The following is a 25,857-nucleotide window of genomic DNA, read 5'->3' on the forward strand; positions in this document are numbered from 1 at the left end:
GGGGGCAGGGGTGGGGGGCGTCTCCGAAGGAGAAAACAATGGCAGGCACAAGCTACAAGGGCTCGGAAATCAAGTCGGTCGACCAGTTCATCAAGGACAAGGCCGGCCTTTCCTCGTCGCGCGAAAAGGAGATCGGCCAGCATATCGGCTACCGCTATGACGTGAACCTGATCCCCGACTACAAGCGCATCACGCCTTTCCTCAAAGGCTATATGGAATTCATGGGCTGGGACGACCTCAACTGGCTCGAGGATGTTCACATGGGCTACGAGGAGGGCGAGCCTGCCATCTTCGATCGCAACTGCAATGGCTGGGTGCGCATCCCGAAGAAGGTGAAACTGCCGGACAATCAGCAGGATCGCGACATGATGGCGCGCGAATTGCTGATCAAGTTCCAGATGTCGCCCAATCACCCGATGGTGCAGCTGAACAAGGCCTATCGCAAAGTCGGGTGATCTTTGGCGGGTGAACATTGATCACCCGCAATCCCTGCCATAAAGTGGGGCATGACACGAGCCGGCGGATGCCAGTGCGGCGCTGTGCGCTATGAAATCGCAGGCGAGCCCCTTGCGCTGTTTGTCTGTCATTGCACCGAATGCCGCAAGCAGTCGGCGTCGGCTTTCGGCATTTCGCTACCTCTCCCCTGCACCGGTTTCCGCCTGACCCAAGGCGCGCCAAATTTCTGGTCGCGACGGAGTGGCAGTGGCATTGAAATTCGCTGCGCCTTTTGTCCCGGCTGCGGAAGCAGGCTGTGGGACGAGCCGCAGGACGCACCCGATATCGTCGTCATCAAGGGTGGATCGCTCGACAACCCACCCGACATCGCGAGGGCCATTCATATCTGGACGGCGAGCAGGCTCCCGGGAGTGATCATACCGGGGGACGCGAGGCAGTTTGCCAAGGAACCGACAGGATGACGTGGACCGGCGGATGCCAATGCGGTGCGGTGCGTTATGAATTCGCCGGCGAGCCGCTGGCGCTTTATGCCTGTCACTGCATCGAATGCCGCAGGCAGTCGGCCTCGGCCTTCGGCATGTCGTTCGTCGTTCCGCGCGCTGGCTTCCGCCTCACGAAAGGCAAGACCACAGTGTGGACACGCCGCGCCGACAGCGGCCGGCACGTGCACTGCTTCTTTTGCCCGAATTGCGGATCGCGCCTTTGGCATGAGCGCGAAGGCGTCTCGGAAGCTGTGACCATCAAAGCCGGATCGCTCGATGAGCCGGTCGACATGGCGCGGGCCATCCACATCTGGACATCGCGCAAGCTGCCCGGGATGACTATTCCGGAAGGTGTGGTTCAGTTTCCACAAGAGCCCGTTTGAGTGACAGTCGCTTGGGGACAGTTCATCCTCATTCGTTAAACTGAATTCGAGAAAGTTCAGTCCTCGCATACATGAGCGGCCCATTCGACAATCGCGATGAGGGCGATCGGATCATCCACGGCCCGTTCATCAAGCTGACAGTCGCCGGAGGCGGATAGCATCGGAGCTTTTTCGTTGCGAGAACTTATATGATCTCATCACGGTTCAGGATCTCGAGCAGCGCCGCGACCAGATTGCGGGCGATCGTGCGCTGCGGGTCGAGATTGGGATTGTAGATGGTGAGCGTCATGCCCTTGACCTTGCCGGTGTCGAAGGCGGCGCCGAGCAGGCGCTTCAGCTCCGTGAAGGACAGCCCGTCCCGCATCCGGTAGTCGACCGCCGGCATGGTTTCGTCGTCGAGCACATCGACATCGAAATGGATCCAGAATCCCTCGAGCCGGCCATCGGTCAAACGCGCCAGGGCCTGGTCGACACCGGCCTCAGCCAGCGCATGCGCCTCCTTGACATCGAGGCGCATGATCTCGGCCGGACAGGGTGTCTCGATGTAGTCCGAGCTGTAGAAATGGTCGCGTGTGCCATAGGCGACGCAGTCCTCGGGCCGGAAATAGGGGCCGAGCCCGTCGATATTGGCGAGGAGGGCCGGTCCGTGCCCCGTCACCAGCGCGAGGTCCATGGAGGCCGCCTCGCCATAGGGCTCGACCGCCGCGTCCCAGTAATCCATATGGCCGTCGACGAAGAGCAGGCCATGGCGACCGCGCTCGCGCAATGCCAGGGCCGGGCCGAGCAGGATACTGCAATCGCCACCGAGCACGATGGGGACGTCGCCATCCTCCAGCATGTTCCACACTTCGCGCGCGAGAAGCTGCGTATAGGAGAGGAGGCCGGCCGGGTTGAGCATCCTCGTCGCCGGATCGCGCCGCGGATCGTAGGGCGGCGCCTCGAGCCGCGTGGTCTTCTCGATGCCCAATCCCGTGCCGAGGCCCATTTCCAGGAGAACGCGGGGCGCATCCTGCACGCCGGACGGCCACAGGCCGAGCACGGAGGGGGCTTCGATGATCTGGTAGCGTGGCATCCTGGACGCGAACCTAGCATGCCGGCGCCCCGGAGGTCAGGCTTGTTCGGGCAGATACCCGAAGCGCGCCATCTGCGCCTCATGCGCGGTGACGATGCGGCGGACCTGGCGGGGAGTCAGCGCGGTCTTCCATTGGCCGGTCTTGCCTTCCCGGAAGAACTGCTTGGAGACCTTGGGTCGTTCGGTGAAACCTTCCTCGGCTTCCTGCTTCTGCAGGCGGTCGAATGAGGAGCGATCGGTGGCCTCCGCCAATTGCGCCGCCGTGGGCACCATCAGCAGATGACGGGCGAGCTTGCCGAAGGTCGCCGAGGGATCGGCGATCATGTCTTCATAGCGCATGACATGGACGGCGCGGTTGGGTTTGCGCGTCCAGCTCAGGACATGTTCGCTCCATGATCCATAGACCTCATAGACCGATTTCTCGGTCACGCTCGTCTCGAGGCTCGGCTTCGCCATGAATTCGATGGCGTGATCGATGGAGCGGCCCATGTGATGGGCATAGGAGATCGCGACATCGAGCGGGTTGCGCACGATATAGATGGCGCCCGACGTGACCGCCGAGTTGATCGTCGGGAAGCCGCGGTCCATCGTCAGGGCGTTGTGCGTCTTGACGAAGCTCAGTCCGTCGGTTTGCTCGGCGATCTTCTCCTGAACTTGGGCGATCTCGGCGCGGTCCGCCTCGCGCGGGTCCTTGTCGAGGAACTCCTGGTAGATCTCGGCCGAGATGTCCCAGGTCGAATACTCGTTCATCTCGTTGATCTTCTGCGCGCCGTCGCCGTCGCCAGTGACGATCTTGATGAGGTTGTGCAGGAAGGCGCGCGTCCAGGTGTTGCCTGACTTTGGGTAAGACGCGATCCAGACGATGCCCTTGCGGACGTCGTTTGCTGCTGGGTCTGCGGTCAAGATCGATTCCTTTCGGCGAAGCTGCACATCTGCGTTCAGGCGTACCGGCCCACCGGTGGTCTTTCAATATGACCTCCGATTGGGATCGTGGGGTGAGTAAACGTTAGGTTCATTGACAAATCAGGGCTCGAAAATTCTAGGTGGCGCCATGCACATGAGATGATTTGAGGGGGCCATGCTGAGATTGAGGACATTTAGATCGACAGTACTCGCTACTGTTTCCGCCACCGCGCTGTTCGTCACGGTAGAGCGGGGTGCGCTCGCCGCCGATGTGGTCGCGCCGGGACAGGACCGCTGGTGGGCCGCGGTGGAAGGCCAGTATCTATTCTTTGACGGCGATTCGGCGCTCTACGGACTTTTCGAGAATGATCCGATTGGCATCTCGCTGGAACCCAAAGAGGGCTGGGGCGTCGGTGGTGAGGTCGGATTCCAGCCGGCCGGCAGCCCGTGGTCGTTCCTGGCCCGCTTGCGCTATGGCGAAAGCAACAAGGAGGACGGCGAAAGCAGCTTCTATATGGAGAGCGATGAGCCTCCATTCATAGCGGGTGGACAGGCCAGCGTCGATCATCGCGAGCGGCATTACATGGCCGATCTGGAGATCGGACGCGATGTGGGGTTGGGAACGCTTGGCGATGGCTCCAACATCCGGCTTTTTGCTGGCCTGCGCTATGCTCAGTTTAAAGGCAAGGGGGCCGTGTCGTCGAACTTCTCTTCGTCAGGTTACTACAGCGGCTATGAAACCGGTGATCTCGACTACAAGCGGACATTCAGCGGAATCGGTCCGCGCATCGGTTTCGGCGCGATGATGCACTTGGCAGATCAGTTTGCGCTCGATGTTGCCGCGGCGGGCGCTTTGCTGTTCGGTAAGCAGAAGCATAAACTGTCGGGTTCGGTGACATCAAGCGGAACAGCCTTCGAGCCAGATATAAGCAGGTCCAAATCAGTCGTCGTGCCCAATCTGGAGGCAAGTGCGGCCCTGTCCTGGCTCGTTACCGAGAATGCCAAGTTCTCTTTGGGCTACAGGGTCGATTCCTATTTCGGCCTCTACGATACGGCCGCGCCATTCGATGAGCGCGACAAGGGCGACCGGATCATTCACGGCCCGTTTGTTAAAGTCTCTATCGGTGATGGTGGCTGACCGGAATCACGTTTTCTCGCTCACAGAGCGAATGCCGGGCGCTCGTTGAACAAGGGCGCTCGGCGTTTTGTGGTTCTGAGCCGCACCGGCCCGGCCGTCGGCTGCTGGAATGGAGGCAATGGCGAAGGGTAGGTGAAATCCGCTAGAAAGACGTTCTCCAGTCTCAAAGCGAGGATCCCGCATCATGACCAGTGCCGGCGCCTACCAGCTTGCTTCACTCGACGGAAAAGTCGCCATCGTGACGGGCGGCACGCAGGGCCTGGGCGAAGCGACCGCTCATCTCTTCGCCGATCGCGGCGCCAAGGGTTTGGTGATCTGCGGCCGCAATGAGAAGAATGGCGAGAAGGTCAAGGCGGCGCTCGAGAAGAAGGGCGCCAAGACGGTCTTCGTGAAGGCGGATCTTGGCCGGGTCGAGGACAGCCGCGCGGTCGTCGCCGCGGCCGACAAAGCCTTCGGCCGCGCCGACATCCTCGTCAATGTCGCCGGCATCACCGATCGCGGCAGCATCTGGGATACGAGCCCGGAGCTCTTTGACCAGATGTTCGCCGTCAATGTCAGGGCGCCCTTCTTCCTCATGCAGGACGCCGCCAAACTGATGCGGCGAGAGAAGTCGGGCGGCACCATGGTCAATATCATCTCGATGTCGGGCCATGGCGGCCAGACCTTCATCACCGCCTATTGCGCCTCCAAGGGCGCGCTCATCACCCTCACCAAAAATGTCGCCTTCAGCCTCATGCGTCATCGCATCAGGGTCAACGGCCTGTGCATCGGCTGGATGGACACGCCGGGCGAGGACCGCATCATGAAGTCCTATCATAATGCGGAAGACGGCTGGCTCGCGGAGGCGGAGAAGAAATTGCCCTTCGGCCGCCTGCTCAAGACGGACGAGGTGGCGCGCGCCATCGCGTATCTGGCGAGCGAGGAGTCCGGCATGATGACCGGCTCGATCATCGATTTCGACCAGCAGGTGGCGGGCTGCGCCGACGCAGCACCGCAGCCGCCGCCCTTGTAGAATATCCGGTCGCGCCTCAAAGCGAGGCTGAATAAGTGGCGCGGTTCTTTTTGACCAAGTGATCGAGCGACCAGGCGCCGCCGCCTTGCGCCATCAGGAGCAGGAAGCAGGCGGCCCAGGTGCCGTGCGTCGGCCAGGCATCGGGATAGACGAAGACCTCGATGACGAGCGTCATGGCGAGGAGCGCCAGTGCGGCGAAGCGTGTGCCGAGCCCCAGCACCAGGATGATCGGAAAGAAATGCTCGGCGAAGGCGGCGAGATGCGCCGCGATCACGGGATCGATCAGCGGCAGGCGGTATTCCTCGCGGAACAGATAGATGGCGTTTTCGGAGACGCGCCAGCCGTCGAGCTTGGTCTGTCCCGATTGCCAGAAGACGGCGGCAGGTGCCACCCGGGCGACGAGCGCGATCAGCGCATATGGGATACGCTCGAAGAGGGCGCTGACTTTTTCGGCGCGTATCATTCACGCCTCCAGCGATGGTACGGCAACGATGTCGGCAACGGCGCCGGAGCGCATGAGGTCGGCGAGATTCTGTCCGAGATCGAAATCCGGATCGGTTACGACCGCTTCCTCATATGTCTCGCCGAGCGCGGCGCCAGCGATCAAGGCGAGCAGGAACACGGCGCTGCCGGCCCCGATCTGGCGCGTGATGACAGACAATTGCGGCCGGGTAACGAGCGCGTCCTCCGCCTGCCAGCATGTGACCGGCTCGAGCGGTGAAAGTCCTACATTCATCGACCAGATGGTAACGATCGGAAAGGCCGAGCGGACGACACGCGCGGCGGGGTGGAAGCGAAAGGTCAAGCCGCTCATCCGTTCGGGCGCCATGCGGGCCAGGATCTGCGGCGCGATCGGCACCATGTCGCGGGCGTGATAGGCACGTACTTGCGCGTCCTCGAGCCGCACGATGTCGGCGAGATAGGGGAGGCCTGCCACCGGTGCGAAGCCCGCAACGAACTCGGCGAAGTCATGGCCATAGCCGAGCAGCACCGGAGAGGCGGGCGGATGAGCGGTGACATAGTCGCGCGCCATGGCGGTGAAGAACTCCTCACCGACGATCTTCTCGGTGACCGGGAAGCGCGCCGCGAGGGCGCGCGCCAGGCCCGTCGCCACGTTGTTTCGATAGACGCCATAACGCTTGACGGGCGCGGCCCCGGTCCAGGAAGCGAGACCGGCCGGCAGAGGACGGGTCCGGTCCAACAGGGCGTCGGCAAATCGTGTCTGCGTATCATGGGGCATGGTACACCTCACGCCGCGGCCGCGCGCCGGGCCCGGTCGAGGATCGCCTGCGCCGCCAGCGCTTCCCCGCGCAATGTCGGCCAGGCGGGAATCTTGTCGTCCCATTCGATAAGGCTGGCGATCGGACCCGTTTGGGCAATGACTCTTTCATAGAGGGCCCAGACCGGATCGGCGACTGCGCAGTCATGCGTGTCGATGAGAAGGGGGGCGCCGGCCTCGTCCTCGGTCGCGGCATGGCCGCTCAGATGAATCTCGCCGACGGCCGTGAGCGGGAAAGCGGCGAGATAAGCGGCGGCCTCCGTTCCGTGATTGGTCGCCGATACGAAGACATTATTGATGTCGAGCAGCAGCCCGCAGCCGGTGCGGCGCGAGATCTCCGCGAGGAAGTCGGTTTCGGGAATGGTGCTCTCGGCGAAGAGCAGATAAGTCGCGGGATTCTCGAGCAGCATCCGCCGGCCCAGCGTATCCTGGACCTGATCGACATGGGCGCTGATGCGCCGCAGAGTTTCGTTTGTATAGGGAAGCGGCAGCAGATCGTTGAGGAATACTGTGTCATGACTCGACCAGGCGAGATGCTCGGAGAAGCTCTCGGGCTGATAGCGCTCGCAGAGTCTCTTCAGTCTCGCGAGATGCGCGCGATCGAGATCCTGCATCGAGCCGATCGACAGGCCGACGCCATGCAGCGACAGCGCGTAGTTCTCTCTGATGTAAGTAAGCTGCGCATGCGGCGGACCGCCGTCGCCCATATAGTTCTCGGCATGAACCTCGAAGAAGCCGATCGGCTGATGGCCTGATACGATTTCGCCAAAATGTTCGGGCTTGAATCCGACGCCGGCGGTGCGCGGCAGCTTGGTGTGTTCCATGTTGGATCTCCGTTTCTGGAGAGCGCGGCGGGACACCCCGCCGCGCGCTTTTTGTCAGGATGGCCGCGTGAGGGGCGCGAGGGAGCCTGGACCGAAGGGCGTGCTGATCGTGGCACAGGTGCCCTTGGGAACGAGCTTCCAGGAATTGCCCTGATAATCCACCTTGGACGTTCCGGCGCAGGTGGTGCCGGGTCCGGCGGCGCAGTCATTCTGGCCTTTCAGCGCCACGCCGTAGCATTTCTCTTTCTCGCCGTCGGCGGATGCCTGCGGGATGCTGAGGAGAGTCACGGCGGTGGCGAGCGAGGCGGCGAGCACGGCCTTTGAGAGGATCGTAGTCATTATGACTTCATCGGCTCCAGCGAGCCTTTGCCCTTGGGCGTCACCATGGACGTGCAGGTGCCTTTCGGGACCAGCTTGAAGGATTCACCATCATAGTCGGTCGTCGACATGCCCTTGCAGTCATGCATGCCGGCCTTGCAGTCATTCTGGCCTTTCATGGCTACGCCATAGCATTGCTCTGTCTCCTGGGCCTGGGCCGGAAGGGCGAGCAGAGCCATGGCGGAAGCGAGCGAGCCCGCCAATGCGAGATTGAGGGAACGGCGATTCATAATCTCCTCCTTGTCAACATGAGCCTCGCAGGCCCATATCGACGTATTCGCAAGGAGGCTCGGAGGCATTACACTCGGTACGGGAATTTTCCGGCGCAAGCGTCGGATGAGAGCCTGTAACGAAGTGACCATGGCCGGCGAAGAAGGATCAAGCGGGCATATGAGCGCTGACGAGGAGCAATGGGCTGTGTTGATGCGCGCCGCGATGGCTGGCGATGAGGCCGCTTACAGGAAGTTCCTGAAAGCGGTGACGCCGGCTATCCGCGCCGCCGCTCGCCGCAACCTGGCGCGTTACGGACTCTCGGCTGGCGACGCCGAGGATGTGGTGCAGGATACGCTGCTCGCTATTCATCTGAAGCGCCAGACCTGGGACAGCGAACGTCCCATCGGGCCGTGGATCTCCGCTATCGCCCGTAACAAGTTCATTGACCAGATGCGCCGGCGCGGCCACCGCACCCAGGTGCCGATCGAGACGGTGGCGGAGAGTCTGGCGGCCGAAGAGCAGCCGGCGCTCGACGGCTACGATGTCGGACGCATGCTGGAGAACCTGAATGAGAAGCAGCGTGATGTGGTGCGCTCTCTGGCCGTCGAGGGAGCCTCGGTGCGTCAGACGGCCGAGCGTCTGAAGATGACCGAAGGCGCCATCCGGGTGACCTTGCATCGCGCGGTGAAGGCGCTCGCCGCGATCTATCGGGAGCGCGGCACATGAGAACCGACGATCTCATCGAGGCGCTCGCCAAGGATCGCCCTCATGCGGCGCCCAAGCCGCGTGTCGTGCTGGGCTGCGCCATACTGGGCGGGGCGCTCATCGCCGCTGTCCTGTTCATGAGCGTGATCGGCTATCGCCCCGATATCGCCGCGGCGGCGGAGACCTATCGATTCCTGTTCAAGTTCGTTTTCACCTTGACCCTCGCCGCGACAGCGATCTGGCTGGTTTTTACGATCATCCGGCCGGAGGCCGTGCCGGGCCTCCGGCTGCTGGCGCTCGCCTCCGCACCCGTCCTGCTGATCCTGGCGGTGATCGCGGAGCTTCTCGTCATCCCGTCCGCGAACTGGCTGCCACGCCTTATCGGCACCAATTGGTGGTTCTGCCTGACAGTGATCCCAGTGCTCTCGATCGTTCCCCTGGTGGCGTTCGTCGCCGCCTTGAAACGGGCCGCGCCGGCCAGTCCGGGTCTTGCAGGCGCGCTGGCGGGTCTCTCCGCCGGCGCCATTGGCGCGACCCTCTATGCCAGCCACTGCATCGATGACAGTCCGCTTTTCGTCATGACCTGGTATTCGATCGCCATTGGTCTCGTGACCTTGCTCGGCTATCTTGCCGGCCGGCGCTGGCTTGCCTGGTAGGCGCGCGTCGCGAAAGACGGGGAATGCCATGGAACTTCATCGCGGTCGCCTGATCGATCACATACAGCTTGTCGTCAAGGATCTCGACGCCAGCCGCCGCTTCTACGAAGCGGTTCTGGGCGCGCTGCAGATTCCGATTGGCAGTTCCGAAGACAGCTATTTCTGGGCTGACGAGCTGTTCGTCTCAACCGCCGCAAGCGCGGCGGCGCAAGGGCGGTTGACCGGACGCCATCATCTGGCCTTCCAGGCTAAGGACCGCGCGATGGTCGATGCCTTTCACAAAGCCGGGCTTGCCGAGGGTGGGAGAGACAACGGCGGGCCAGGCGAGCGTTCCTATCATCCAGGCTACTATGCGGCCTTCCTGCTCGATCCGGATGGCAACAATATCGAGGCCGTCTATCACGGCGAGGCCACACGCAGCGCCCCTTCGGTGAAGATCACGTTCTAGAGTTGGGACTCAGCCAGGCCAGGGTTCGGCCATGGCATTCTTCCAATTCGGCCTGAAGCTCAGGACCTCGGCGTCATTGCCGAGATTGGGATTGAACAGCCTGTTGTGCCACAGGCTCGCCTCGCGCGAGATATCGCGCGGCGCCAGCCGCTTGACGGCGCAGGACAACCGGTAGCGCTGCGCATATTGCTCGAAATCGAGCAGCACCGTCTTGAACTTGACCAGGCGCGCGGCGGTGGCCGAGCCCTTGGCGAAGACGGCGGTGATCTCGTCGGAGAAGAGCTCAGGCAACTGGTAGAAATCCGCCGCCAGATATTTAAGGCCTGCCTCGAAAGCCTGACGGTGGTCATTCGTCTTCTGAAGCTGGAACTTGAAGAAGGCGGTACTCTCCTCGGGATTGTTCGGCACCAGCAGAATTGTCATTTCTGGAATGATGATCTCGCCCATGAGGCTCGCGACCTGGGGTCGGAAGCCCGGCATGGGTGTCCCGCCATGATCGCGCATAGCCATCTGTCGGAGCCGGCACTGCCAGGCAATAAAATTGCTCTTGAGTTCGCTGTTGGAGAGTCGTTTCATTAATTCACTCTGAGCCTGACCAATGCCGCACTGCAATATACTCTTTCCGATTGCAATATTGGTTCAGAATTGGCCTAATAGTGGTTGGAATTGGTCGGCAAGTCAAAAATATAACGTCCGCCCGCCATGGGGCAGGGCCGGCGAAAGAGGAGAGCCTGGGAAATGACGAGAGTTGCGGTGATTGGCGCGGGACCATCCGGATTGGCGCAATTGCGGGCCTTCCAGTCGGCCCGGAAGAAGGGGGCCAAGATCCCCGAAGTGGTCTGCTTCGAGAAGCAGGAGGATTGGGGTGGCCTGTGGAACTACACTTGGCGCACCGGCCTCGACGAGCACGGCGAGCCGGTGCATGGCAGCATGTATCGTTATCTGTGGTCCAATGGCCCCAAGGAGTGCCTGGAATTCGCCGACTACACCTTCGAGGAGCATTTCGGCAAGCCGATTGCGTCCTATCCGCCGCGCGCCGTGCTGTGGGACTATATCAAGGGCCGCGTGCAGAAGGCCGGCGTGCGCAAATGGGTGCGCTTCTGCACACCCGTACGCATGGTGACCTACAGCAAGAAGACGAAGAAATTCACCGTCACCGCGCATGACCGCAAGAAGGACAGGATGTATGCGGAGGAGTTCGACTATGTCGTGGTGGCCACCGGCCATTTCTCGACGCCGCATGTTCCCTATTTCGACGGCCTCGCGGCTTTCAACGGCCGTGTGATGCACGCTCATGATTTCCGCGACGCGCTCGAATTCAAGGGCAAGGATGTCCTCATCGTCGGCCGCAGCTACTCGGCCGAGGATATCGGCTCGCAATGCTGGAAATACGGGGCGAAATCGGTCACCGCGAGCTACCGCTCGAAGCCGATGGGCTTCAACTGGCCGGACAATTTCACCGAGCGTCCGCTGCTCCAGAAACTCGTGAACAAGACCGCTCACTTCAAGGACGGCTCATCCAAGGAAGTCGACGCGATCATCCTGTGCACCGGTTATCTGCATCACTTTCCCTTCCTCACCGACGATCTGCGGCTCAAGACGACGAACCGTTTGTGGCCGCTGGGCCTCTATAAGGGTATCGCGTGGGAGGACAATCCGCGGCTCTTCTACATCGGCATGCAGGACCAGTTCTATACGTTCAACATGTTCGACGCCCAGGCTTGGTATGCCCGCGACGTCATGATGGGCCGCATCAAGCTTCCCTCCAAGGACAAGATGGCCAAGCACAGCAAGGCCTGGCGCAAGCGCGAGGAGAAGCTCGAGAATGCCGAGCAGATGATCTGGTTCCAGGGCGACTATGTGAAGGAGCTCTTGGAGGCCACCGATTACCCGAAGTTCGACATCGAGGCGACCAACCATACTTTCATGGAGTGGGAGCACCACAAGGTGGACGACATTATGGGGTTCCGCAACAAGGCCTATCGTTCTCTGATGACCGGCACCATGTCTCCCGCCCATCACACCCCGTGGGTTGACGCCATGGATGATTCCATGGAGTCATATCTGGGCAATGGCAAAACAGGATCACGACGGGAAGCGGCCGAGTAAAGCGACCGCATCGCCGGCCGACAACGAAGCGAGAGTCCGCGACGCCTTCCGCCTTCAGGCGGAATGGTGCCGCAATCTGGGCTCTCCCTTCACGTCGCTTCTTTGCGCGCTCGCGGCCGAAAACCTCGACCGGTCGACATTGGTCGGCGAGACGATCCTGTCCTGGGAAGGCGATCCCGATGCGAAGGCGGATTCTGTGCCTTTGCGTTTCGTCGGCGCGCTCAACGGTCTGGTGCGCAAGGGCCGCCTGCCGGAGCTGGCGCGTTTCTATCCGCCCAATCTGCTGCCGGACGGCGAGGCCTTGTGGGCCGCGGTCGCCGGGGCGCTCACTACCGCCGGACCCGAGATCGAGCCCTGGCTCGATCTGGCGCCGCAGACGAACGAGGTCGGCCGCTCCTCCATCCTCTATGCCGGTCTGTGCTGGCTCTGGGCCCATTATCCCTTGCCGATGCGCCTCTATGAAGTCGGCGCCAGCGCCGGCCTCAATCTCAATCTCGATCGCTACGCCTATCGCTTCGGCGAGGACACATTCGGCGCCGCCGGCTCTGCGCTTTTCCTCACCCCCGAATGGGAGGGTGAGGCGCCGCCCAATATGACGCCGCGAGTGATCGCGCGGTCGGGCTGCGATGTGGCGCCGCTCGATGCCGCGTTGCCGCGCGACCGCGAGCGGCTGCTGGCCTATGTGTGGCCCGATCAGGCCCCGCGCGTGAAGCGTCTGAACGCCGCTTTCGCCATCGCCCAGCATCATCCCGTGCATGTCGAGCGCCGCGATGCGGCGGCCTGGGTCGAAAGCCACATCGGTGCGACACCCGCCTGGGGCGAGATGCAGATCCTGTTCCATTCGATCGCTTTCCAGTATTTCCCCACAGCGAGTCAGGAGCGCATAGCCGTGCACATGGAGAAGACCGGCGCCTCGGCCACGCGCGATGCGCCCCTCGCGTGGATGCGCTTCGAGGCTGATCCCGAGCTCGACAAGGCCTTCTCCCTGCGGGTGCGCGTCTGGCCGGGAGAGGATCATCTCCTCGCCTTGGGCGACGCGCATGGCCGCTGGGTGAAGTGGATGGCGGGGTGATGCGGGGAGTGTTGTTTCTCCAATCCTCACCCTGAGGTGCGACCCCGGCCTTGAGCTGAAATTCTCTCTCAAATCCTCACCCTGAGGTGCAACGCCGAAGGCGTTGCCTCGAAGGGTCCATCAGGAAAGACCAGAATGGCCTGGGTTTATTTCTCTCTCCAACCCTCAGCCTGAGGTGCGACCCCGGCCTTGAGCTGAAATTCTCTCTCAAATCCTCACCCTGAGGTGCAACGCCGAAGGCGTTGCCTCGAAGGGTCCATCAGGATGAGGCGAGAGGCTTGCCGCCGCGCCGTTTCGCCAGAGACTGAATCAGCTTCCAGTCTCCGCTGATTAGCGCTTCCTTCTTGGACCGAGACCATCCTTTGATCTTGCGCTCTGCGGCAATTGCATCGACGACAAGATCGAAGTACTCCGCATAAACGAGCCGGACGGGAAGTCGTGACGCGGTATAGGCACCTGGCGAGAGCTTCATGAGATGTTCAGACAGACGTTAATCGGGCTCTTCAGCACGCGTCAGGCCGGTATAGTAGCTGCCGTCCGCGCAATGCAGGATGTAAACCCAAGCCATTCTTGTCTCGCCTGAAGGACCCTTCGAGGCAACGCCTTCGGCGTTGCTCCTCAGGGTGAGGGATTGAGGGAAAAGTCGCTCTACGACCGCGGCTTCGTCTTGTCCGGATCGTAATGCGCGAAGCGCACGATGCGGGCCGGGAGCCGCTTCTGGTGGCCGTCGAGCTTGCCGATCTCGACTTCGGTGCCGATCACCGAATGAGTGACGTCGACCCTTGCGAGCGCGATGTTTTTCTTCAGCACCGGCGAGCGCGTGCCGCTGGTGACGACGCCGATCTGGGCGCGCCCGATATGGACGCAGTCGCCATGGCCGACCGCGACATTGGAATCGATATCGAGTCCGACCAGCTTGTGGCGCGGATGTTCCTTGCGCTCGAGCAGCGCCGCCTTGCCGATGAAGTCGTCGGTCTTGGTCTTGAGCGGCACGGTGAAGCCGATGCCGGCCTCGAAGGGATCGGTCTGATCGGAGAATTCGTAATGCGCGAAGATGAGTCCAGCCTCGATGCGCAGCATATCGAGCGCCTCGAGACCGAGCGGAGCGAGCCCGTATTTCCGGCCCGCCTCCCAGACGGCGTCGAAGACGGCGAGCGCGTCCTTGGGATGGCAGAAGATCTCGTAGCCGAGCTCGCCCGTATAGCCGGTGCGCGACACGACGAGCGGCACGCCCTCGAAGCCGCCGATGCGGCCGACCGTGAAGCGGAACCATTCGAGCTCGCCGATCTGGGGCTGTGCCGGCGGCGTCCATACGATCTCCTTGAGGAGGTCGCGCGATTTCGGGCCCTGCACCGCGATATTGTGGAGCTGATCGGTCGATGAGCGCACCCAGGCCTTGAAGCCCATCTTCTCGGCCTGCTCGCGCAGCCAGATGCCGCTATAGTCGTCGCCGCCGATCCAGCGGAAATTGTTTTGGGCCAGGCGGAATACCGTGCCGTCGTCGATCATGCCGCCATGCTCGTAGCACATCGCGGTGTAGACGACTTGGCCCGGTGACAGCTTGCGCATGTCGCGCGTCACGCAATATTGCATGAGCGCCTCGGCATCGGGACCGGTCACCTCGAATTTGCGCAAGGGCGAGAGGTCCATCACCGCCACGCGTTCGCGGCAGGCCCAATATTCCTCGACCGGTCCGTCATTGTTAAAGCGCTGCGGCAGCCAGTAGCCGCGATATTCGGTATAATTGCGGGTCAGCGCCGAAAAGCGCGCATGGAACGCGGTTTCGCGCGTCATCTGGGGGTCGGCGTCAGGAGTCATGCGATAGGCCACCGCTCTCGAGAATTTTTCTTTGCCGGAATAGGTGCGGACATGGATGTCGGTCGGGTTCCAGCCATTGCCGACATTGATGTCATCGGGACAGGCCGACGAAACGCAGACGAGATCGGTGAGTGCGCGCATCAGCACATAGTCGCCGGGACGCGACCACGCCTCGTCGTAGTAGATCTGGTTCTGGTCGTCGACGCGGGTATTGTAGAAATAATTGATCGCCTCCCAGCCCGGACGCTCCGTCACGCCATAGGGCTTGAGCGCGCGGTTGAAGTTCTCCGTGCAGTTCACATGTCCTGGATAGCCGACATCGTCGTAGTAGCGGCTGCTGCAGGCGGTGGCGAAGAAATCGTGCCGGCCGACCGTGTCCTGGACGATCTCGACCAGCGGCTCGAAGTCCAAGCCGAACATCTTCGACAGCAGCCCGGGTGTCGGATAAGCGCGCCCGGTCATGGTGCGCGTGATCGTGCCGTCGAGCGCGTTTTCGATCCCCTTGTCGAGCTTGCGCCGGGAGAAGCACTGGAAGTCGGTCATCTGCCGGCCGGCGACATCAATGATCTGGATGAATTCGCCGGCGCGCACCGTATAGGCGCGGGCGGTCGCCCGATCGACGCGGATGTCCTGGATGGGATCGGCGAGGGGATCGGGCAGGGGGACAGGTTCGTTCTCGCGGGGCGGCGTGGCGCGCTCGACCTTCACTTGTAAGGGCGTCGCCGTGTCCTGCGCCTCGAGATCCATCTTGCCGCCGGGCGCGCCGATGATCACGACGCCATCGCGCCGCGCCCTGAAGTCCTGTTTGCTGCCGGCGGGAGACAGGGCGCCGAAAAGCCGGATGGCCTTGGCGCCGCCGAGATCGATCTTGCGCCGGGCGAGCGCCATGCGGCTGCGCGCCGCCGTTACGTCGTCGCTGGCAAGCGAGGCCCTGATGCCCTTGGCATCGCCGGCTTCGGTTACGCCCAGCAGCGCGGGATCGCATCGGCCGTCGCCGCCGGCCGCGACGATCTCGCCCGCCTGACCGCCTTCGAGATCGGTGACGGTGAGCCGGTCGCCGGCCCTGATATCGAGGATCAGCGTGCCGCCGCCCGCGATCTTGTAGAGTTCGGTGCCGCGCGGCAGCGCCGGCAGGCCCGGCGTGTAGATGAGGCTCGGACGTGGCGCGTGCCCGGCAACCACGCGGTTCTGGAAGCTCTTCTCGAACCTGTTCATGGCACGTAAGGCTAGCTCAATTAGGGGGAGAGCACAATGGTATGAAATTGGGCGTGATTGGTCTTGTCTGGTAGGGGGTGGTTGGTCCAGTCGGAGGAGTTGCGGTCCGGAAGCCTCGCATGCCAGATACAGCCCATCTTTCTTGGAGACCGGAATGAACGTGCCTATTGACAGCCGCGCCTTTCGTACCGCCTTGGGGGCTTTCGCCACCGGCGTGACCATCGTCACCACGCGCGGTCCCACTGGCGAGCCGATCGGAAACACCGTCAACTCCTTCAACGCCGTGTCCCTCGATCCGCCGCTCGTTCTGTGGAGCCTCGGCAAGCGCGCCTATAGTTTCAAGACATATCTTTCGGCCGACCATTTCGCGGTGAATGTACTCCGCGAGGGCCAGGAAGAATTGTCGCGCCGTTTTTCCCGCTCGCTCGACGATAAATGGACCGGCCTCGACTACGAGACCTGGGACACCGGCTGTCCGATCCTGCCCAACGCGCTGGCCGTTTTCGAATGCAAGACCGCTTATACTTACCAGGGCGGCGATCATGTCATCTTTGTCGGTGAGGTCCTCAATTTCGACCATGACCGCAACGGCAAGCCTCTGGTCTTCTGGCACGGCGGCTACCACGCCGTGACCAAATAGGGCCAATTAAAACCGCTTGTAACCAAAACCATACCATTTTAGCATCCACCTGAGCCGCTGCGGCGGTTCATCTGGTGGGGAATCGGTCATGCTGACAACCGGGCACAGATCCGGCGGAGCGTGTTCGCACAGGAGGGGAAGCGCTCATACGCTTCTTGGACCTCTCATCTTTTGCATTGATCACAGCCGTTCCACCGGGGCGCCTTGGCGCCTGACGGCCGTGGTCGCTTCAACTTTGGGAGAAGTCGCTCATGACGACGAAACAGGGCTCTGGCGGGGCAGCCAGCACGACGGTTTCGCCTGGTTTGGTCACGACCCAAGCCGGCGAGCTGCATAGGGCCATCGACTGGCGTGGTGCTTTCTGGGTGGCGGCGGGCGTTCCGCCGCTTGTGCTCTTCTCGATCGGCGGCATTGCGGGAACGACCGGCAAGCTCGCTTTTCTGGTGTGGATGATCTCGATGGTGATGGGCTTCATCCAGTCCTTCACCTATGCCGAGATCGCCGGCATGTTCGGTAACAAGTCGGGCGGCGCCTCGGTATATGGCGCGACCGCGTGGCTGCGCTATTCGAAATTCATCGCTCCACTGTCGGTGTGGTGCAACTGGCTCGCCTGGACCCCGGTGCTCTCGCTCGGCTGCGCCATCGCGGCAGGCTATATATTGAACGCGCTCTGGCCCGTTCCGGCTGCCGACTCGCAAGCGGTCCTCGATTGGGTGAGCGCCAATGCGGCTTCGCTCGCGGCGGATTCGCCCCGCGTGCTGGAATGGCTCGCCGCCAATGCCGGCAAGACGGCGCAGGATGCAATGACGGCGCTGCTCACCCAGGATGCGGTCGCAGCGCTAACGCCCGGAATTCGCAGCTGGGCCTTGCTTTCCTTCCCGATACCGGGGCTGGCGCAGGCCAATCTCAACGCCACCTTCTTCATCGGCGCCATCCTGATGCTGATCATCTTCGCGATCCAGCATCGCGGCATTGCCTCGACCGCGAGCGCCCAGAAATGGCTGGCGATCATTGTGCTGGTCCCGCTCGCCATCATCGGTCTGCTGCCGATCTTCATGGGCAATATCGACTCGGCCAATGTGACGGCGCTCGTGCCGCCGACCGCGGCTTATTCGGGTGTCGACGGGACCTGGAATAACGGCGGCTGGACCTTGTTCCTCGGCGGCCTCTTCATCGCTGCCTGGTCCACTTACGCCTTCGAGACGTCGATCTGCTACACACGCGAGCTGCGCAATCCGAAGACCGACACTTTCCGGGCGATCTTCTATTCCGGCCTGTTGTGCATGTTCTTCTACTTCGTCATCCCCTTTACCTTCCAGGGTGTGCTGGGCCATGCCGGCATGCTGGCGCCCGGCATTGTCGATGGCACCGGCATCGGCGAGGCGCTGGCGGGAATGGTGCATGGCGGCAAGGTGGTAACTCAGATCCTCGTCATCCTGATGATCCTGGCGCTCTTCCTCGCCATCATGACAGCGATGGCCGGATCCTCGCGCACCCTCTATCAGGGTTCGAAGGATGGCTGGCTGCCGCGTTACCTCAGCCATGTGAACGAGCATGGCGCGCCGACCAGGGCGATGTGGACGGATTTCGGTCTGAACCTGTTCCTGCTCGCCATCGCCTCCGACCTCGTCGGCTATTTCTGGGTGCTGGCGCTCTCCAATGTCGGCTACATGATCTTCAACTTCCTCAACCTGAATGCCGGTTGGATTCATCGCGTCGACTCGGGCCACATCGCGCGGCCATGGAAGGCGCCAACGTGGTTGATCGGGCTCAACACCGTGCTCGCCTTCGTGAATGCGTTGTTCCTCGGCGCCGGCGCCAAGGTCTGGGGCTATTCGACGGCGCTGTGGGTCGGCTTCGTGCTGGCCGCCTTGATCATACCGGTCTTCGCCTATCGCCATTACGTGCAGGATGGCGGCCGGTTCCCGCCCGAGGCTTTGTCGGATCTCGGACTCAAGGAAGGTGATCTCGGTGAACGCAAGGCCGGAATGTGGCCCTACATCACGCTGGCGGCCGGTCTGGTTGTCGTGCTGGTCGCGAACTGGGTCTTCGTCCTGCCGGGATAAGCACGAAGATCACGATGATCGAGCGGGGGCGGCTGGAAACGGCCGCCCTCTTATTTGCCTTGATCGCTCATCGCGCCCCGCCGATACTCCCGCAGCTCAACTGGGGAGGATTCGATGCTGGGCTACATTCTTCTGGCGATCCTGGTCATCGCCGGCTTCTATCTGGTCTATGCCTATAACGCGCTGGTCAAGAATAAGAATCTTGTCGCGGAAGGCTGGAGCGGCATCGATGTGCAGCTGCGTCGGAGGGCCGACCTCATCCCCAATCTCGTCGAGACCGTGAAGGGCTATGCGGCGCATGAGGACAAGTTGTTCCGCGACATCGCCGACCTGCGTGCCAAGAGCATTTCGGGCGGTACCGTCACCGAGCAATCGCAAGTGAGCCAGGCCATCACCGGCATGCTGGGCCGGCTCTTTGCCGTCGCCGAGGCCTATCCTGAGCTCAAGGCGGATGCGAATTTTCGCGATCTTCAGGAAAAGCTCGCCGGCGTCGAGGACGAGATTCAACTGTCGCGGCGCTACTACAATGGCGCCGTGCGCAACTTCAATACCATGATCGAATCCTTCCCCTCCAATCTGATCGCGGGCTTCTTCCGTTTCATCAAGGCCGAGTTCTTCGAGATCGGCGATCAGGCAGCCCGCCAGGTGCCCAAGGTGGAATTCAACAAGGCGTCCTAGATCACCGGGCTTTCAAACCTGCCGCTTCTCCCGCTTGCGGGAGAAGGTGCCCGAAGGCCGGATGAGGGTGTCGGGCAGTCAATCTCACATACCACTTGGCGACAGAGTGATGATGATATTTCAGCCTTCGACAGCGCGGGATTGCCAGCATCGAAAGGACACCCTCATCCGCCCTTCGGGCACCTTCTCCCGCAATCGGGAGAAGGGGAAGCCGATCAGGGCGATGCTCATTTCCCTTGCCCTCTTTTTCGCTGTCGCCGGACAAGCCGTCGCGGCCGAGCGCATAACCTCCTTCCTCAGCGACGTGACGATCGGTGCAGATTCGGCGCTCACCGTGACCGAGACGATCGCCATCGTTTCTGAGGGCGATGAGATCAAGCGCGGCATCAACCGCGATTTCCCGACCCGCTACAGGGACAGCAAGGGCCTCTCCTATGTGGTGGGCTTCGAGGTCCTGGGCGTCAAGCGCGACGGCCGGGATGAGCCCTACACGCTGATGTCGATCGCGAATGGCGAACGCATCCGCATCGGCAGCGCCGATGTGTTCCTGAACAACGGCCAGCATATCTATGAGATCACTTACCGGACGACACGCCAGCTCGGTTATTTCGGCGATTACGACGAGCTATATTGGAACGTCACCGGCAATTCCTGGACCTTCCCGATAGAAAGAGCCGAGACGATCATCCGCCTGCCGCCGGGCGCTACCATTCGCCAGCATGCGGAATATACCGGCCGGCAAGGCGAACGGGGCAGCAATGCGGAAGTGCTGCAATCGACCGGCGACCGCTATCGGGCGCGCACCACGCGCACGCTGGCGCCCGACGAGGGCTTCACCGTCGCGGTCGGATGGCCAAAGGGCTTCGTCACCGCGCCGACCGAGATCGACAAGGCCAAGGACGCGATCAGGGACAATCTCGGTTTCTTCGCGGTGGCGGCAGGTGTGCTCCTCGCTTTCGTCTATTATCTCTTTGCCTGGTTCCGCGTCGGGCGCGATCCGCCGAAAGGCGTCATCATTCCGCTCTTCACGCCGCCTGCGGGGCTGGGCCCGGCCGGAATGCGTTATGTCTGGAAGCAAGGGTTCGACGACAAGTCTTTCGCCGCGTCGCTGGTCGGCCTCGCGGTCAAGGGGCGTCTCAAGATCATCGAGAAGGACGGCGGCTTCTCGATCCAGCGCAAGGACGACCAGAGCCAGCCTCTGATGCAAGCTGAAGCGGCGCTCTACCGGGCGATCCCGCGCGGCACCACCGAGCTCGAGCAGAGTAACCATTCGGCGGTGCGCGCCATGAAGAGCGCCATCGAGGACACGCTCGAGAAGGAGCATGAGGGCGTCACCTTCGTGCGCAATCTGAAATGGTTCTGGGGCGGGATCGCCATCTCGGTCATAGCCCTCCTGGCGGGAGCCGCCTTGCTGCCGGGCGATGATGCGTTTGTCGGCCTCTTCATCTCGGCCTGGTCGACTTTCTGGTGGGGCATCCTGCTGGTGATCAGCTGGTCGTTGGTCAAGGGCATCTTCGAGACGCGAGGCGTCTTCGCCAAGATCAAGTCCTTTTTTGCGCTGGGCTTTCTCGTGCCTTTCTTCCTGGCGGGCGGCGGCGTGCCGGCAGCCGTCTTCTTCTCCGCGCAATCGCCAGCCCTCTATGGCTTCGCTGCCGGCGCTGTGGCGCTCGTGGCCATGGGCTTCGTCTTTCATTGGTTGCTGCGCGCGCCGACAATCATGGGCCGCAAGCGCCTCGACCAGGTCGAGGGCTTCCGCATGTATCTGAAGACCGCGGAGGAGGAGCGCCTCAAGGTGCTGCATCCGCCGGAGAAGACGCCGGAATTGTTCGAGCGCTATCTGCCTTTCGCGCTGGCGCTCGATTGCGAGAATGAGTGGAATGCGAAATTCGCCGCAGTCCTGGCCGCTGCGGCCGCTGCCGGCGCCGCGGCATCGCCCATCTGGTATTCCGGCGACAACTGGAATCCCACCCGCATGGATGACTTCACCGGCAGCCTCGGGAAGAGCCTGTCGAGCGCTACCTCGTCGTCGTCGGTGGCCCCCGGCAGCAACTCCGGTTCCTTCGGCGGCGGATCATCAGGCGGCGGCGGTGGCGGTGGTGGCGGATCGGGCTGGTAGAGCTCCCTTACCGAGCCTTAATTGCGCGGCCACGGCGCGGTAAGGTTTCCAGGACGACAAAGATGTCATGTGAGTGCCGGCACTGCAGGCGAGCTCTCATGACGAAGCGCGTGTCTTGCCGGTCCTCATGATCGAGGTCATAGCATCATCGAGGAGACCAAACATGACTTTTCGCATCGTCACGCCCGCCGCGCTTGCCCTGTTTCTCCTGGCGGGCACGGCGTTTCTCGGCGCCGCCGGGCCGGCGGGTGCCGCCAGCAATGCCACCATGACCGCGTGTTCGCAGCAGTGGCAGGCGGACAAGAAGGCGGGCAAGGTCCCGCAAGGTGAAACCTGGTCGAAATACTACAGCGACTGCGCCGCCGGCATGAAGAAGGGCGCGTCTGCCGCCACGACGACCATGAAGAAGAAGGCTGCCGCCGTGACGTCGGCCAAGAAGGACACGCGCAGCTTCGTGCCGAAAGAGCCGACAGCCACCGATCAGACGGCGGTCGCCACGACCGATGCTAAGGGCAAGCCCTTGAGCGCCGGAGAAATCGCTTTCCGTCAGCGGATCAAGGAATGCGGCAACGAATGGCAGCAGGACAAGGCCAAGGGCACATTGCCCGCTGGCGAGAAATGGCCGGATTTCTGGAGCGCCTGCAATACGCGCCTGAAGGCGCACGGGTAGAGCATCGGCCCGAAAAGTGCGTGCGGTTTTCGGGTAAGCCGATGCGAAAAGACAAAGAGCTGAACCATCTGACCGAACGCCGAGCGGTCTATCCGATGTAGTCGGCGAGCTCCGGCAGATCGCGCCGCGTGAAGAGACGCTCGGTCGGCTCGAAGGCGAGGATGCGGCCGTCGCTCAGAAAGGCGGTGCGGCTCGCCGCATAACGCGCATCTTCCGGGTGATGCGAGACCAGCATGACCGTGTAGTGCTTCTCCTGCTGCAGCGCCTTGACGAGATCGATCATCTCGCGCCGGAGCGCCGGTCCCAAGGCCGCGAAGGGCTCGTCGAGGAGCAGGATGGGCTCGTCGCGTAGCAGCGCGCGGGCGATGGCGACGCGCTGGCGTTCGCCGCCCGACACCTCGCCAGGCTTGCGCCGGGCGAGCGCCTTGAGGCCGGTGCGCGCCAGGGCGTCATCGACGGAACGCTTCTCGGCCTCGCTGAGCTTCAGCGCCGGCGACAGGCCGAGCGCCACATTCGTCCACAGATCGAGATGCGCGAATGTATTGTGGTCCTGGAACACCATGGTCACCGGGCGCGCGGAGGGAAGCGCATGGGTCATGTCGCGGCCGTCGAGCACGATCTTGCCCGATTGCGCCCGGTCGAATCCGGCGATGAGGGACAGAAGCGTCGACTTGCCGCCGCCGCTTGGCCCGATGACGGCGACGAACTCACCACGCGCGATCTCGAAATCGAACTCGGCGGTGAAGTCCTCATAGCGGAACCGGATGTCCTCGAGCCTGATCATGCCGCAGCACTCCATTTGTCGAGGAGGGTGATGACGGCCATCGAGAACAGGGCGAGGACGAGCGCCGAGCCTGCTGCCGCATCGATGCGATAGCTGCCCATTTGCGCATAGATGAGGGCGGGAAGCGTCATGAGATCCTGCGAGCCGAACAAGGTGATGGCGGTGAGATCGCCGAGCGAGAGCACGAAAGCCATGGCGGCGGCAAGTCCAAGGGGACGGCGCAGCACCGGCAGGTCGATGAGGAGGAGGCGTCTCACGCCCTTGATGCCGAGGCTGGCGCAGAGCCGGTCATGCTGGGCCATCGACTGCTGCATGGCGGGTGCCAGCGAACCAAGCGCGAAAGGCAGCGCCATCAGCGCATTCATGGCGATGACGAGATAGGGGGCGGCTGACAGAGCGAGCCCGGCCCGGCTCGCCGCGATGAACCATCCCGTCGCCAGCACCGCCGGCGGCACGATCAAAGTGAGCAGTGCCGAGAGATTGAGGAGCGAACGGCCCGTCGCGCTCGTCGCCTTGGCGCTGGCCCGCGCCAGGGGCCAGGCGAGGAGGAGACTGGAGCAGCGCCGCGGGCAAGGCGATGAGGAGACTGGTCAGGATCGCGCGCGACAGCGCCGGCCAGTTGAAATCGGCCGCGAGGCCTGAGATCACGATCGCCAGGATCGGGATGCCGACGAACAGAGCCGCCGCCGCGATGATGAGGGCCAGCGCGAAGGCGCTTGCCGGCGAGCGTGTTTCGTAACGCGCGCTGATGCCTCTGAGCGACGGCCAGTTCTGCACCGCTTGCGCATACTGGCCGGCGAGCAGCACGAACAGTCCGCAGAGCACGAGCTGCACCAGCGACAGCACGGTGGCGCGGGCCGGATCGTAGTCGAAGCGCAGCGCCTGATAGATACCGACTTCGAGGGTGGTGGCGGACGGTCCGCCGCCAAGGGTCAGCACGACGGCGAAGCTCGCTGCGCAGAGCAGGAAGATGAGGCTCGCAATGCCCGGCAGGCTGGCGCGCAGCTGCGGCCATTCGATCAGGCGGAAGCGGGCGCCTTCTGTGAAGTCGAGCTGGGCCGCCAGACGCCAGCTTTCTGGCGCGATACCCTCCAGTTGCTGCAGGAGGAGGCGAGTGGCAAGCGGCAGGTTGAAGAACACATGCGCCAGCAGGATGCCGGCCAGCCCGTAGATATTGATCGGACTGCCGGTGAGCGTCGCGATCCAGCCGGTGCGGCCATAGACGGCGACGATGCCGAGGATGACGACGATGGCGGGCAATGCCAACGGCAAGGCGAAAAGGCGGAGCAGAAAATTGCGGCCGGGGAAATCGAGCCGCGCCAGAGCGAGCGCCACGGGCAGGGCGAAAGCGATCGAAAGAAGTGTCGAGAGGCCGGCCTGCAGCAGCGTGAACCACAATATGCGCAGTACATAGGCATCGACGATATGGCCGGTGAGGAGGCCCTCGCCGATGCCGATTGTGGCGACCGGCAAGAGACCTACGGCGATCGCGACGAGAATGGCCGCGAGCGCGGGGCTCGCGGCCAGAAGCGCTCCCTTGGAGGAGGTCGTCATTTACTCATCGCATTGAGCCACTCGTCGATCCAGGCACGGCGATGATCGGCCACTTCCTCAGGCTCGAACAGGAAAGTCTTGTCCGGCTTCACGAGGCTGTCGAAGGTGGCGTTGAGCGGCGCCGATGTCTTGCCCGCCGGGAACATCCAGTTGTTTTCAGGGATTGCGTCCTGGAAGCCCGGGCTCTCCATGAAGGCGAGGAAACGCTCGGCGAGCTTCCTCTCGGGCGAGTTGGCGATCAGTCCCGCGACCTCGACCTGCAGATAATGGCCTTCGGAGAATTTCATCGCCTGATAGCGCTCCGTCTTCTCGGCGATGATATGATAGGCCGGTGAGGTCGTGTAGGAGAGCACCATCGGCGCCTCGCCCTTGGTGAAGAGGCCATAGGCCTCCGACCAGCCGGGCGTCGTGGTGAGGATGCGGGGCTTGAGCTTGGTCCAGGCCTCCGCCGCCTTGTCGCCATAGACGGACTTGACCCACAGAAGGAAGCCTAAGCCCGGCGTCGAGCTGCGCGGGTCCTGCAGGATGATCTTCTGTTCGGGGCTTCCCTCGACGAGATCCTTGAGACTCGTATAGGCATCCGCCGGCTTGATCTTCTCGGTGTCGTAGATCACCGCGAAATGCGCATAGTCATAGGGAAGGAACGTGTCGTCGGTCCAGGTAATGGGTAGCGTCAGCTTGGACGCGTCCTGGCCATGCGGCCCGAACAGGCCGGTCGCCTTGGCTTCCGCCGTCAGATTGGTGTCGAGCCCCAGCACGACATCGGCCTGGGTGCCCGAGCCTTCGAGCTTCAGGCGGTTCAGCATCGCGACACCGTCGGTGACCGAGACGAAATTCAGCGTGCAGCCGCATTCCTTCTCGAAGGCCTGTTTGACCTTGGGGCCGGGACCCCATTCGGCGGTGAAGCTTTCATAGGTGTAGACGGTTAGCGTTTCCGCCGCGTTTGCCATGCCGGGCAATGCGCAGAACGCCATCAGGGTGAAGAGAAGTTTTTTCATCTAGGTCCTCCTATTCACCGGGTGAAGGAGGAAGGGGCTCGTGGCAGCCCGCTCGCAATCCCTCCGCCGGTATGAGCCGGATCAGGTTCAGCGGGTTAGCCTTTTGAGGGCCTCTCAGCTCTGAAACACGAGCACCCCGTTGAGAGCGAGGGGGAACATAGGCATTGAGGGGTGCGCTGGCAAGCGGC

29 protein-coding genes and 1 riboswitch are annotated in these 25,857 nt (G+C 62.6%); of the genes, 15 read left to right on the forward strand and 14 right to left on the reverse strand.

Features of this window, described 5'->3' with window-relative positions; genetic code table 11:
- Positions 1 to 38 precede the first annotated feature (38 nt).
- The 3 genes from G5V57_RS22865 to G5V57_RS22875 are packed head-to-tail and all read left to right on the forward strand — an operon-like array spanning position 39 to position 1,321.
- Positions 39 to 455 carry a hypothetical protein gene (locus tag G5V57_RS22865; RefSeq protein WP_165169838.1) on the forward strand — a complete coding sequence of 139 codons (417 nt, stop codon included), beginning with the start codon at positions 39 to 41 and terminating at the stop codon, positions 453 to 455.
- Positions 456 to 506: 51 nt separating this feature from the next.
- Positions 507 to 917 (forward strand): GFA family protein, encoded by a 411-nt coding sequence (locus G5V57_RS35355; RefSeq protein WP_165169839.1) that lies wholly within the window; start codon positions 507 to 509, stop codon positions 915 to 917.
- The gene (locus G5V57_RS22875; protein ID WP_165169840.1) at positions 914 to 1,321 is read left to right on the forward strand and encodes a GFA family protein; all 408 of its coding nucleotides are present in this window, start codon (positions 914 to 916) and stop codon (positions 1,319 to 1,321) included. Before G5V57_RS35355 ends, G5V57_RS22875 begins: the two co-directional genes overlap by 4 nt.
- A 184-nt stretch (positions 1,322 to 1,505) precedes the next feature.
- Here G5V57_RS22875 and G5V57_RS22880 read toward each other — a convergent pair whose 3' ends face one another.
- Together G5V57_RS22880 and G5V57_RS22885 are read right to left on the reverse strand one after the other, a co-directional pair.
- Complete coding sequence (locus G5V57_RS22880; protein ID WP_165169841.1) at positions 1,506 to 2,393, reverse strand: arginase family protein; 888 nt, start codon at positions 2,391 to 2,393, stop codon at positions 1,506 to 1,508.
- Positions 2,394 to 2,429: 36 nt separating this feature from the next.
- Complete coding sequence (locus G5V57_RS22885) at positions 2,430 to 3,296, reverse strand: sulfotransferase domain-containing protein (protein ID WP_165169842.1); 867 nt, start codon at positions 3,294 to 3,296, stop codon at positions 2,430 to 2,432.
- A gap of 175 nt (positions 3,297 to 3,471) precedes the next feature.
- Between G5V57_RS22885 and G5V57_RS22890 the strand changes: the two genes are divergently transcribed.
- Together G5V57_RS22890 and G5V57_RS22895 are read left to right on the forward strand one after the other, a co-directional pair.
- Positions 3,472 to 4,434, forward strand: a complete 963-nt coding sequence (locus G5V57_RS22890) for an Lpg1974 family pore-forming outer membrane protein (protein ID WP_165169843.1) — start codon at positions 3,472 to 3,474, stop codon at positions 4,432 to 4,434.
- Positions 4,435 to 4,618: 184 nt separating this feature from the next.
- Positions 4,619 to 5,446: an SDR family oxidoreductase gene (locus G5V57_RS22895; protein WP_165169844.1), complete on the forward strand. Its 828-nt coding sequence runs from the start codon at positions 4,619 to 4,621 to the stop codon at positions 5,444 to 5,446.
- Positions 5,447 to 5,462: 16 nt separating this feature from the next.
- On the opposite strand, the gene G5V57_RS22900 is transcribed toward G5V57_RS22895, so the two are convergent.
- From G5V57_RS22900 to G5V57_RS22920, 5 genes are read right to left on the reverse strand one after another with little or no spacing between them, the layout of a single operon-like run.
- Complete coding sequence (locus tag G5V57_RS22900) at positions 5,463 to 5,909, reverse strand: DoxX family protein (RefSeq protein ID WP_165169845.1); 447 nt, start codon at positions 5,907 to 5,909, stop codon at positions 5,463 to 5,465.
- On the reverse strand, positions 5,910 to 6,686 hold the full coding sequence (locus G5V57_RS22905; protein ID WP_165169846.1) for a DNA-binding domain-containing protein: 777 nt from the start codon (positions 6,684 to 6,686) through the stop codon (positions 5,910 to 5,912).
- An 8-nt stretch (positions 6,687 to 6,694) separates the two neighbouring features.
- Positions 6,695 to 7,549 carry a DUF692 family multinuclear iron-containing protein gene (locus G5V57_RS22910; protein WP_165169847.1) on the reverse strand — a complete coding sequence of 285 codons (855 nt, stop codon included), beginning with the start codon at positions 7,547 to 7,549 and terminating at the stop codon, positions 6,695 to 6,697.
- Positions 7,550 to 7,603: 54 nt separating this feature from the next.
- Positions 7,604 to 7,888: a DUF2282 domain-containing protein gene (locus G5V57_RS22915; protein ID WP_165169848.1), complete on the reverse strand. Its 285-nt coding sequence runs from the start codon at positions 7,886 to 7,888 to the stop codon at positions 7,604 to 7,606.
- Positions 7,888 to 8,157, reverse strand: a complete 270-nt coding sequence (locus G5V57_RS22920; RefSeq protein WP_165169849.1) for a DUF2282 domain-containing protein — start codon at positions 8,155 to 8,157, stop codon at positions 7,888 to 7,890. The genes G5V57_RS22915 and G5V57_RS22920 overlap by 1 nt, the downstream gene beginning before the upstream one ends.
- Positions 8,158 to 8,317: 160 nt before the next feature.
- Between G5V57_RS22920 and G5V57_RS22925 the strand changes: the two genes are divergently transcribed.
- Genes G5V57_RS22925 through G5V57_RS22935 form a run of 3 tightly spaced genes read left to right on the forward strand, consistent with a single transcriptional unit; the run spans position 8,318 to position 9,949 of the window.
- Positions 8,318 to 8,866, forward strand: coding sequence for a sigma-70 family RNA polymerase sigma factor (locus G5V57_RS22925; RefSeq protein WP_165169850.1), 549 nt, complete (start codon positions 8,318 to 8,320; stop codon positions 8,864 to 8,866).
- Positions 8,863 to 9,501, forward strand: coding sequence for an NrsF family protein (locus G5V57_RS22930; RefSeq protein ID WP_165169851.1), 639 nt, complete (start codon positions 8,863 to 8,865; stop codon positions 9,499 to 9,501). The genes G5V57_RS22925 and G5V57_RS22930 overlap by 4 nt, the downstream gene beginning before the upstream one ends.
- Positions 9,502 to 9,529: 28 nt before the next feature.
- A complete protein-coding gene (locus tag G5V57_RS22935) occupies positions 9,530 to 9,949 on the forward strand; it encodes a VOC family protein (protein ID WP_165169852.1) in 420 nt (139 codons plus the stop codon).
- Between the two features lie 9 nt (positions 9,950 to 9,958).
- Here G5V57_RS22935 and G5V57_RS22940 read toward each other — a convergent pair whose 3' ends face one another.
- Entirely contained in the window at positions 9,959 to 10,525 is a 567-nt protein-coding gene (locus tag G5V57_RS22940) for a hypothetical protein (RefSeq protein WP_165169853.1), read from the reverse strand.
- A gap of 162 nt (positions 10,526 to 10,687) precedes the next feature.
- On the opposite strand from G5V57_RS22940, the gene G5V57_RS22945 reads away from it, so the two are divergent.
- Both G5V57_RS22945 and G5V57_RS22950 read left to right on the forward strand, forming a co-directional pair.
- Positions 10,688 to 12,058: an NAD(P)-binding domain-containing protein gene (locus tag G5V57_RS22945; RefSeq protein WP_165169854.1), complete on the forward strand. Its 1,371-nt coding sequence runs from the start codon at positions 10,688 to 10,690 to the stop codon at positions 12,056 to 12,058.
- A complete protein-coding gene (locus tag G5V57_RS22950) occupies positions 12,021 to 13,130 on the forward strand; it encodes a DUF2332 domain-containing protein (RefSeq protein WP_165169855.1) in 1,110 nt (369 codons plus the stop codon). The genes G5V57_RS22945 and G5V57_RS22950 overlap by 38 nt, the downstream gene beginning before the upstream one ends.
- Positions 13,131 to 13,389: 259 nt before the next feature.
- Here the strand turns inward: G5V57_RS22950 and G5V57_RS22955 are convergent, their stop codons facing one another.
- The gene (locus G5V57_RS22955; RefSeq protein ID WP_371744592.1) at positions 13,390 to 13,602 is read right to left on the reverse strand and encodes a GIY-YIG nuclease family protein; all 213 of its coding nucleotides are present in this window, start codon (positions 13,600 to 13,602) and stop codon (positions 13,390 to 13,392) included.
- 176 nt (positions 13,603 to 13,778) lie between these two features.
- Positions 13,779 to 16,163, reverse strand: a complete 2,385-nt coding sequence (locus G5V57_RS22960; RefSeq protein WP_165169856.1) for a DUF1989 domain-containing protein — start codon at positions 16,161 to 16,163, stop codon at positions 13,779 to 13,781.
- A 154-nt stretch (positions 16,164 to 16,317) separates the two neighbouring features.
- Between G5V57_RS22960 and G5V57_RS22965 the strand changes: the two genes are divergently transcribed.
- The 5 genes from G5V57_RS22965 to G5V57_RS22985 all read left to right on the forward strand — a co-directional run bounded on the left by G5V57_RS22965 (position 16,318) and on the right by G5V57_RS22985 (position 22,333).
- Complete coding sequence (locus tag G5V57_RS22965) at positions 16,318 to 16,803, forward strand: flavin reductase family protein (protein ID WP_165169857.1); 486 nt, start codon at positions 16,318 to 16,320, stop codon at positions 16,801 to 16,803.
- A gap of 251 nt (positions 16,804 to 17,054) precedes the next feature.
- On the forward strand, positions 17,055 to 18,869 hold the full coding sequence (locus G5V57_RS22970; RefSeq protein ID WP_165169858.1) for an APC family permease: 1,815 nt from the start codon (positions 17,055 to 17,057) through the stop codon (positions 18,867 to 18,869).
- 114 nt (positions 18,870 to 18,983) lie between these two features.
- Positions 18,984 to 19,547, forward strand: coding sequence for a LemA family protein (locus G5V57_RS22975; protein ID WP_165169859.1), 564 nt, complete (start codon positions 18,984 to 18,986; stop codon positions 19,545 to 19,547).
- A 223-nt stretch (positions 19,548 to 19,770) separates the two neighbouring features.
- Positions 19,771 to 21,663 (forward strand): DUF2207 domain-containing protein, encoded by a 1,893-nt coding sequence (locus G5V57_RS22980; RefSeq protein ID WP_165169860.1) that lies wholly within the window; start codon positions 19,771 to 19,773, stop codon positions 21,661 to 21,663.
- A 163-nt stretch (positions 21,664 to 21,826) separates the two neighbouring features.
- Entirely contained in the window at positions 21,827 to 22,333 is a 507-nt protein-coding gene (locus tag G5V57_RS22985) for a hypothetical protein (protein ID WP_165169861.1), read from the forward strand.
- 88 nt (positions 22,334 to 22,421) lie between these two features.
- Here the strand turns inward: G5V57_RS22985 and thiQ are convergent, their stop codons facing one another.
- Genes thiQ through thiB form a run of 4 tightly spaced genes read right to left on the reverse strand, consistent with a single transcriptional unit; the run spans position 22,422 to position 25,669 of the window.
- Positions 22,422 to 23,132, reverse strand: coding sequence for a thiamine ABC transporter ATP-binding protein (gene thiQ / locus G5V57_RS22990; RefSeq protein ID WP_371744595.1), 711 nt, complete (start codon positions 23,130 to 23,132; stop codon positions 22,422 to 22,424).
- Positions 23,114 to 23,470 carry a hypothetical protein gene (locus G5V57_RS34515; RefSeq protein ID WP_246737331.1) on the reverse strand — a complete coding sequence of 119 codons (357 nt, stop codon included), beginning with the start codon at positions 23,468 to 23,470 and terminating at the stop codon, positions 23,114 to 23,116. Before G5V57_RS34515 ends, thiQ begins: the two co-directional genes overlap by 19 nt.
- Positions 23,406 to 24,671 carry a hypothetical protein gene (locus G5V57_RS22995; protein WP_246737332.1) on the reverse strand — a complete coding sequence of 422 codons (1,266 nt, stop codon included), beginning with the start codon at positions 24,669 to 24,671 and terminating at the stop codon, positions 23,406 to 23,408. The genes G5V57_RS34515 and G5V57_RS22995 overlap by 65 nt, the downstream gene beginning before the upstream one ends.
- Positions 24,668 to 25,669 (reverse strand): thiamine ABC transporter substrate binding subunit, encoded by a 1,002-nt coding sequence (gene thiB, locus G5V57_RS23000; RefSeq protein ID WP_165169863.1) that lies wholly within the window; start codon positions 25,667 to 25,669, stop codon positions 24,668 to 24,670. Before thiB ends, G5V57_RS22995 begins: the two co-directional genes overlap by 4 nt.
- Before the next feature lie 41 nt (positions 25,670 to 25,710).
- Positions 25,711 to 25,818: riboswitch (TPP riboswitch) on the reverse strand.
- Positions 25,819 to 25,857: the final 39 nt, after the last annotated feature.

The organism is Nordella sp. HKS 07 (assembly GCF_011046735.1).
Taxonomy (GTDB): domain Bacteria; phylum Pseudomonadota; class Alphaproteobacteria; order Rhizobiales; family Aestuariivirgaceae; genus Taklimakanibacter.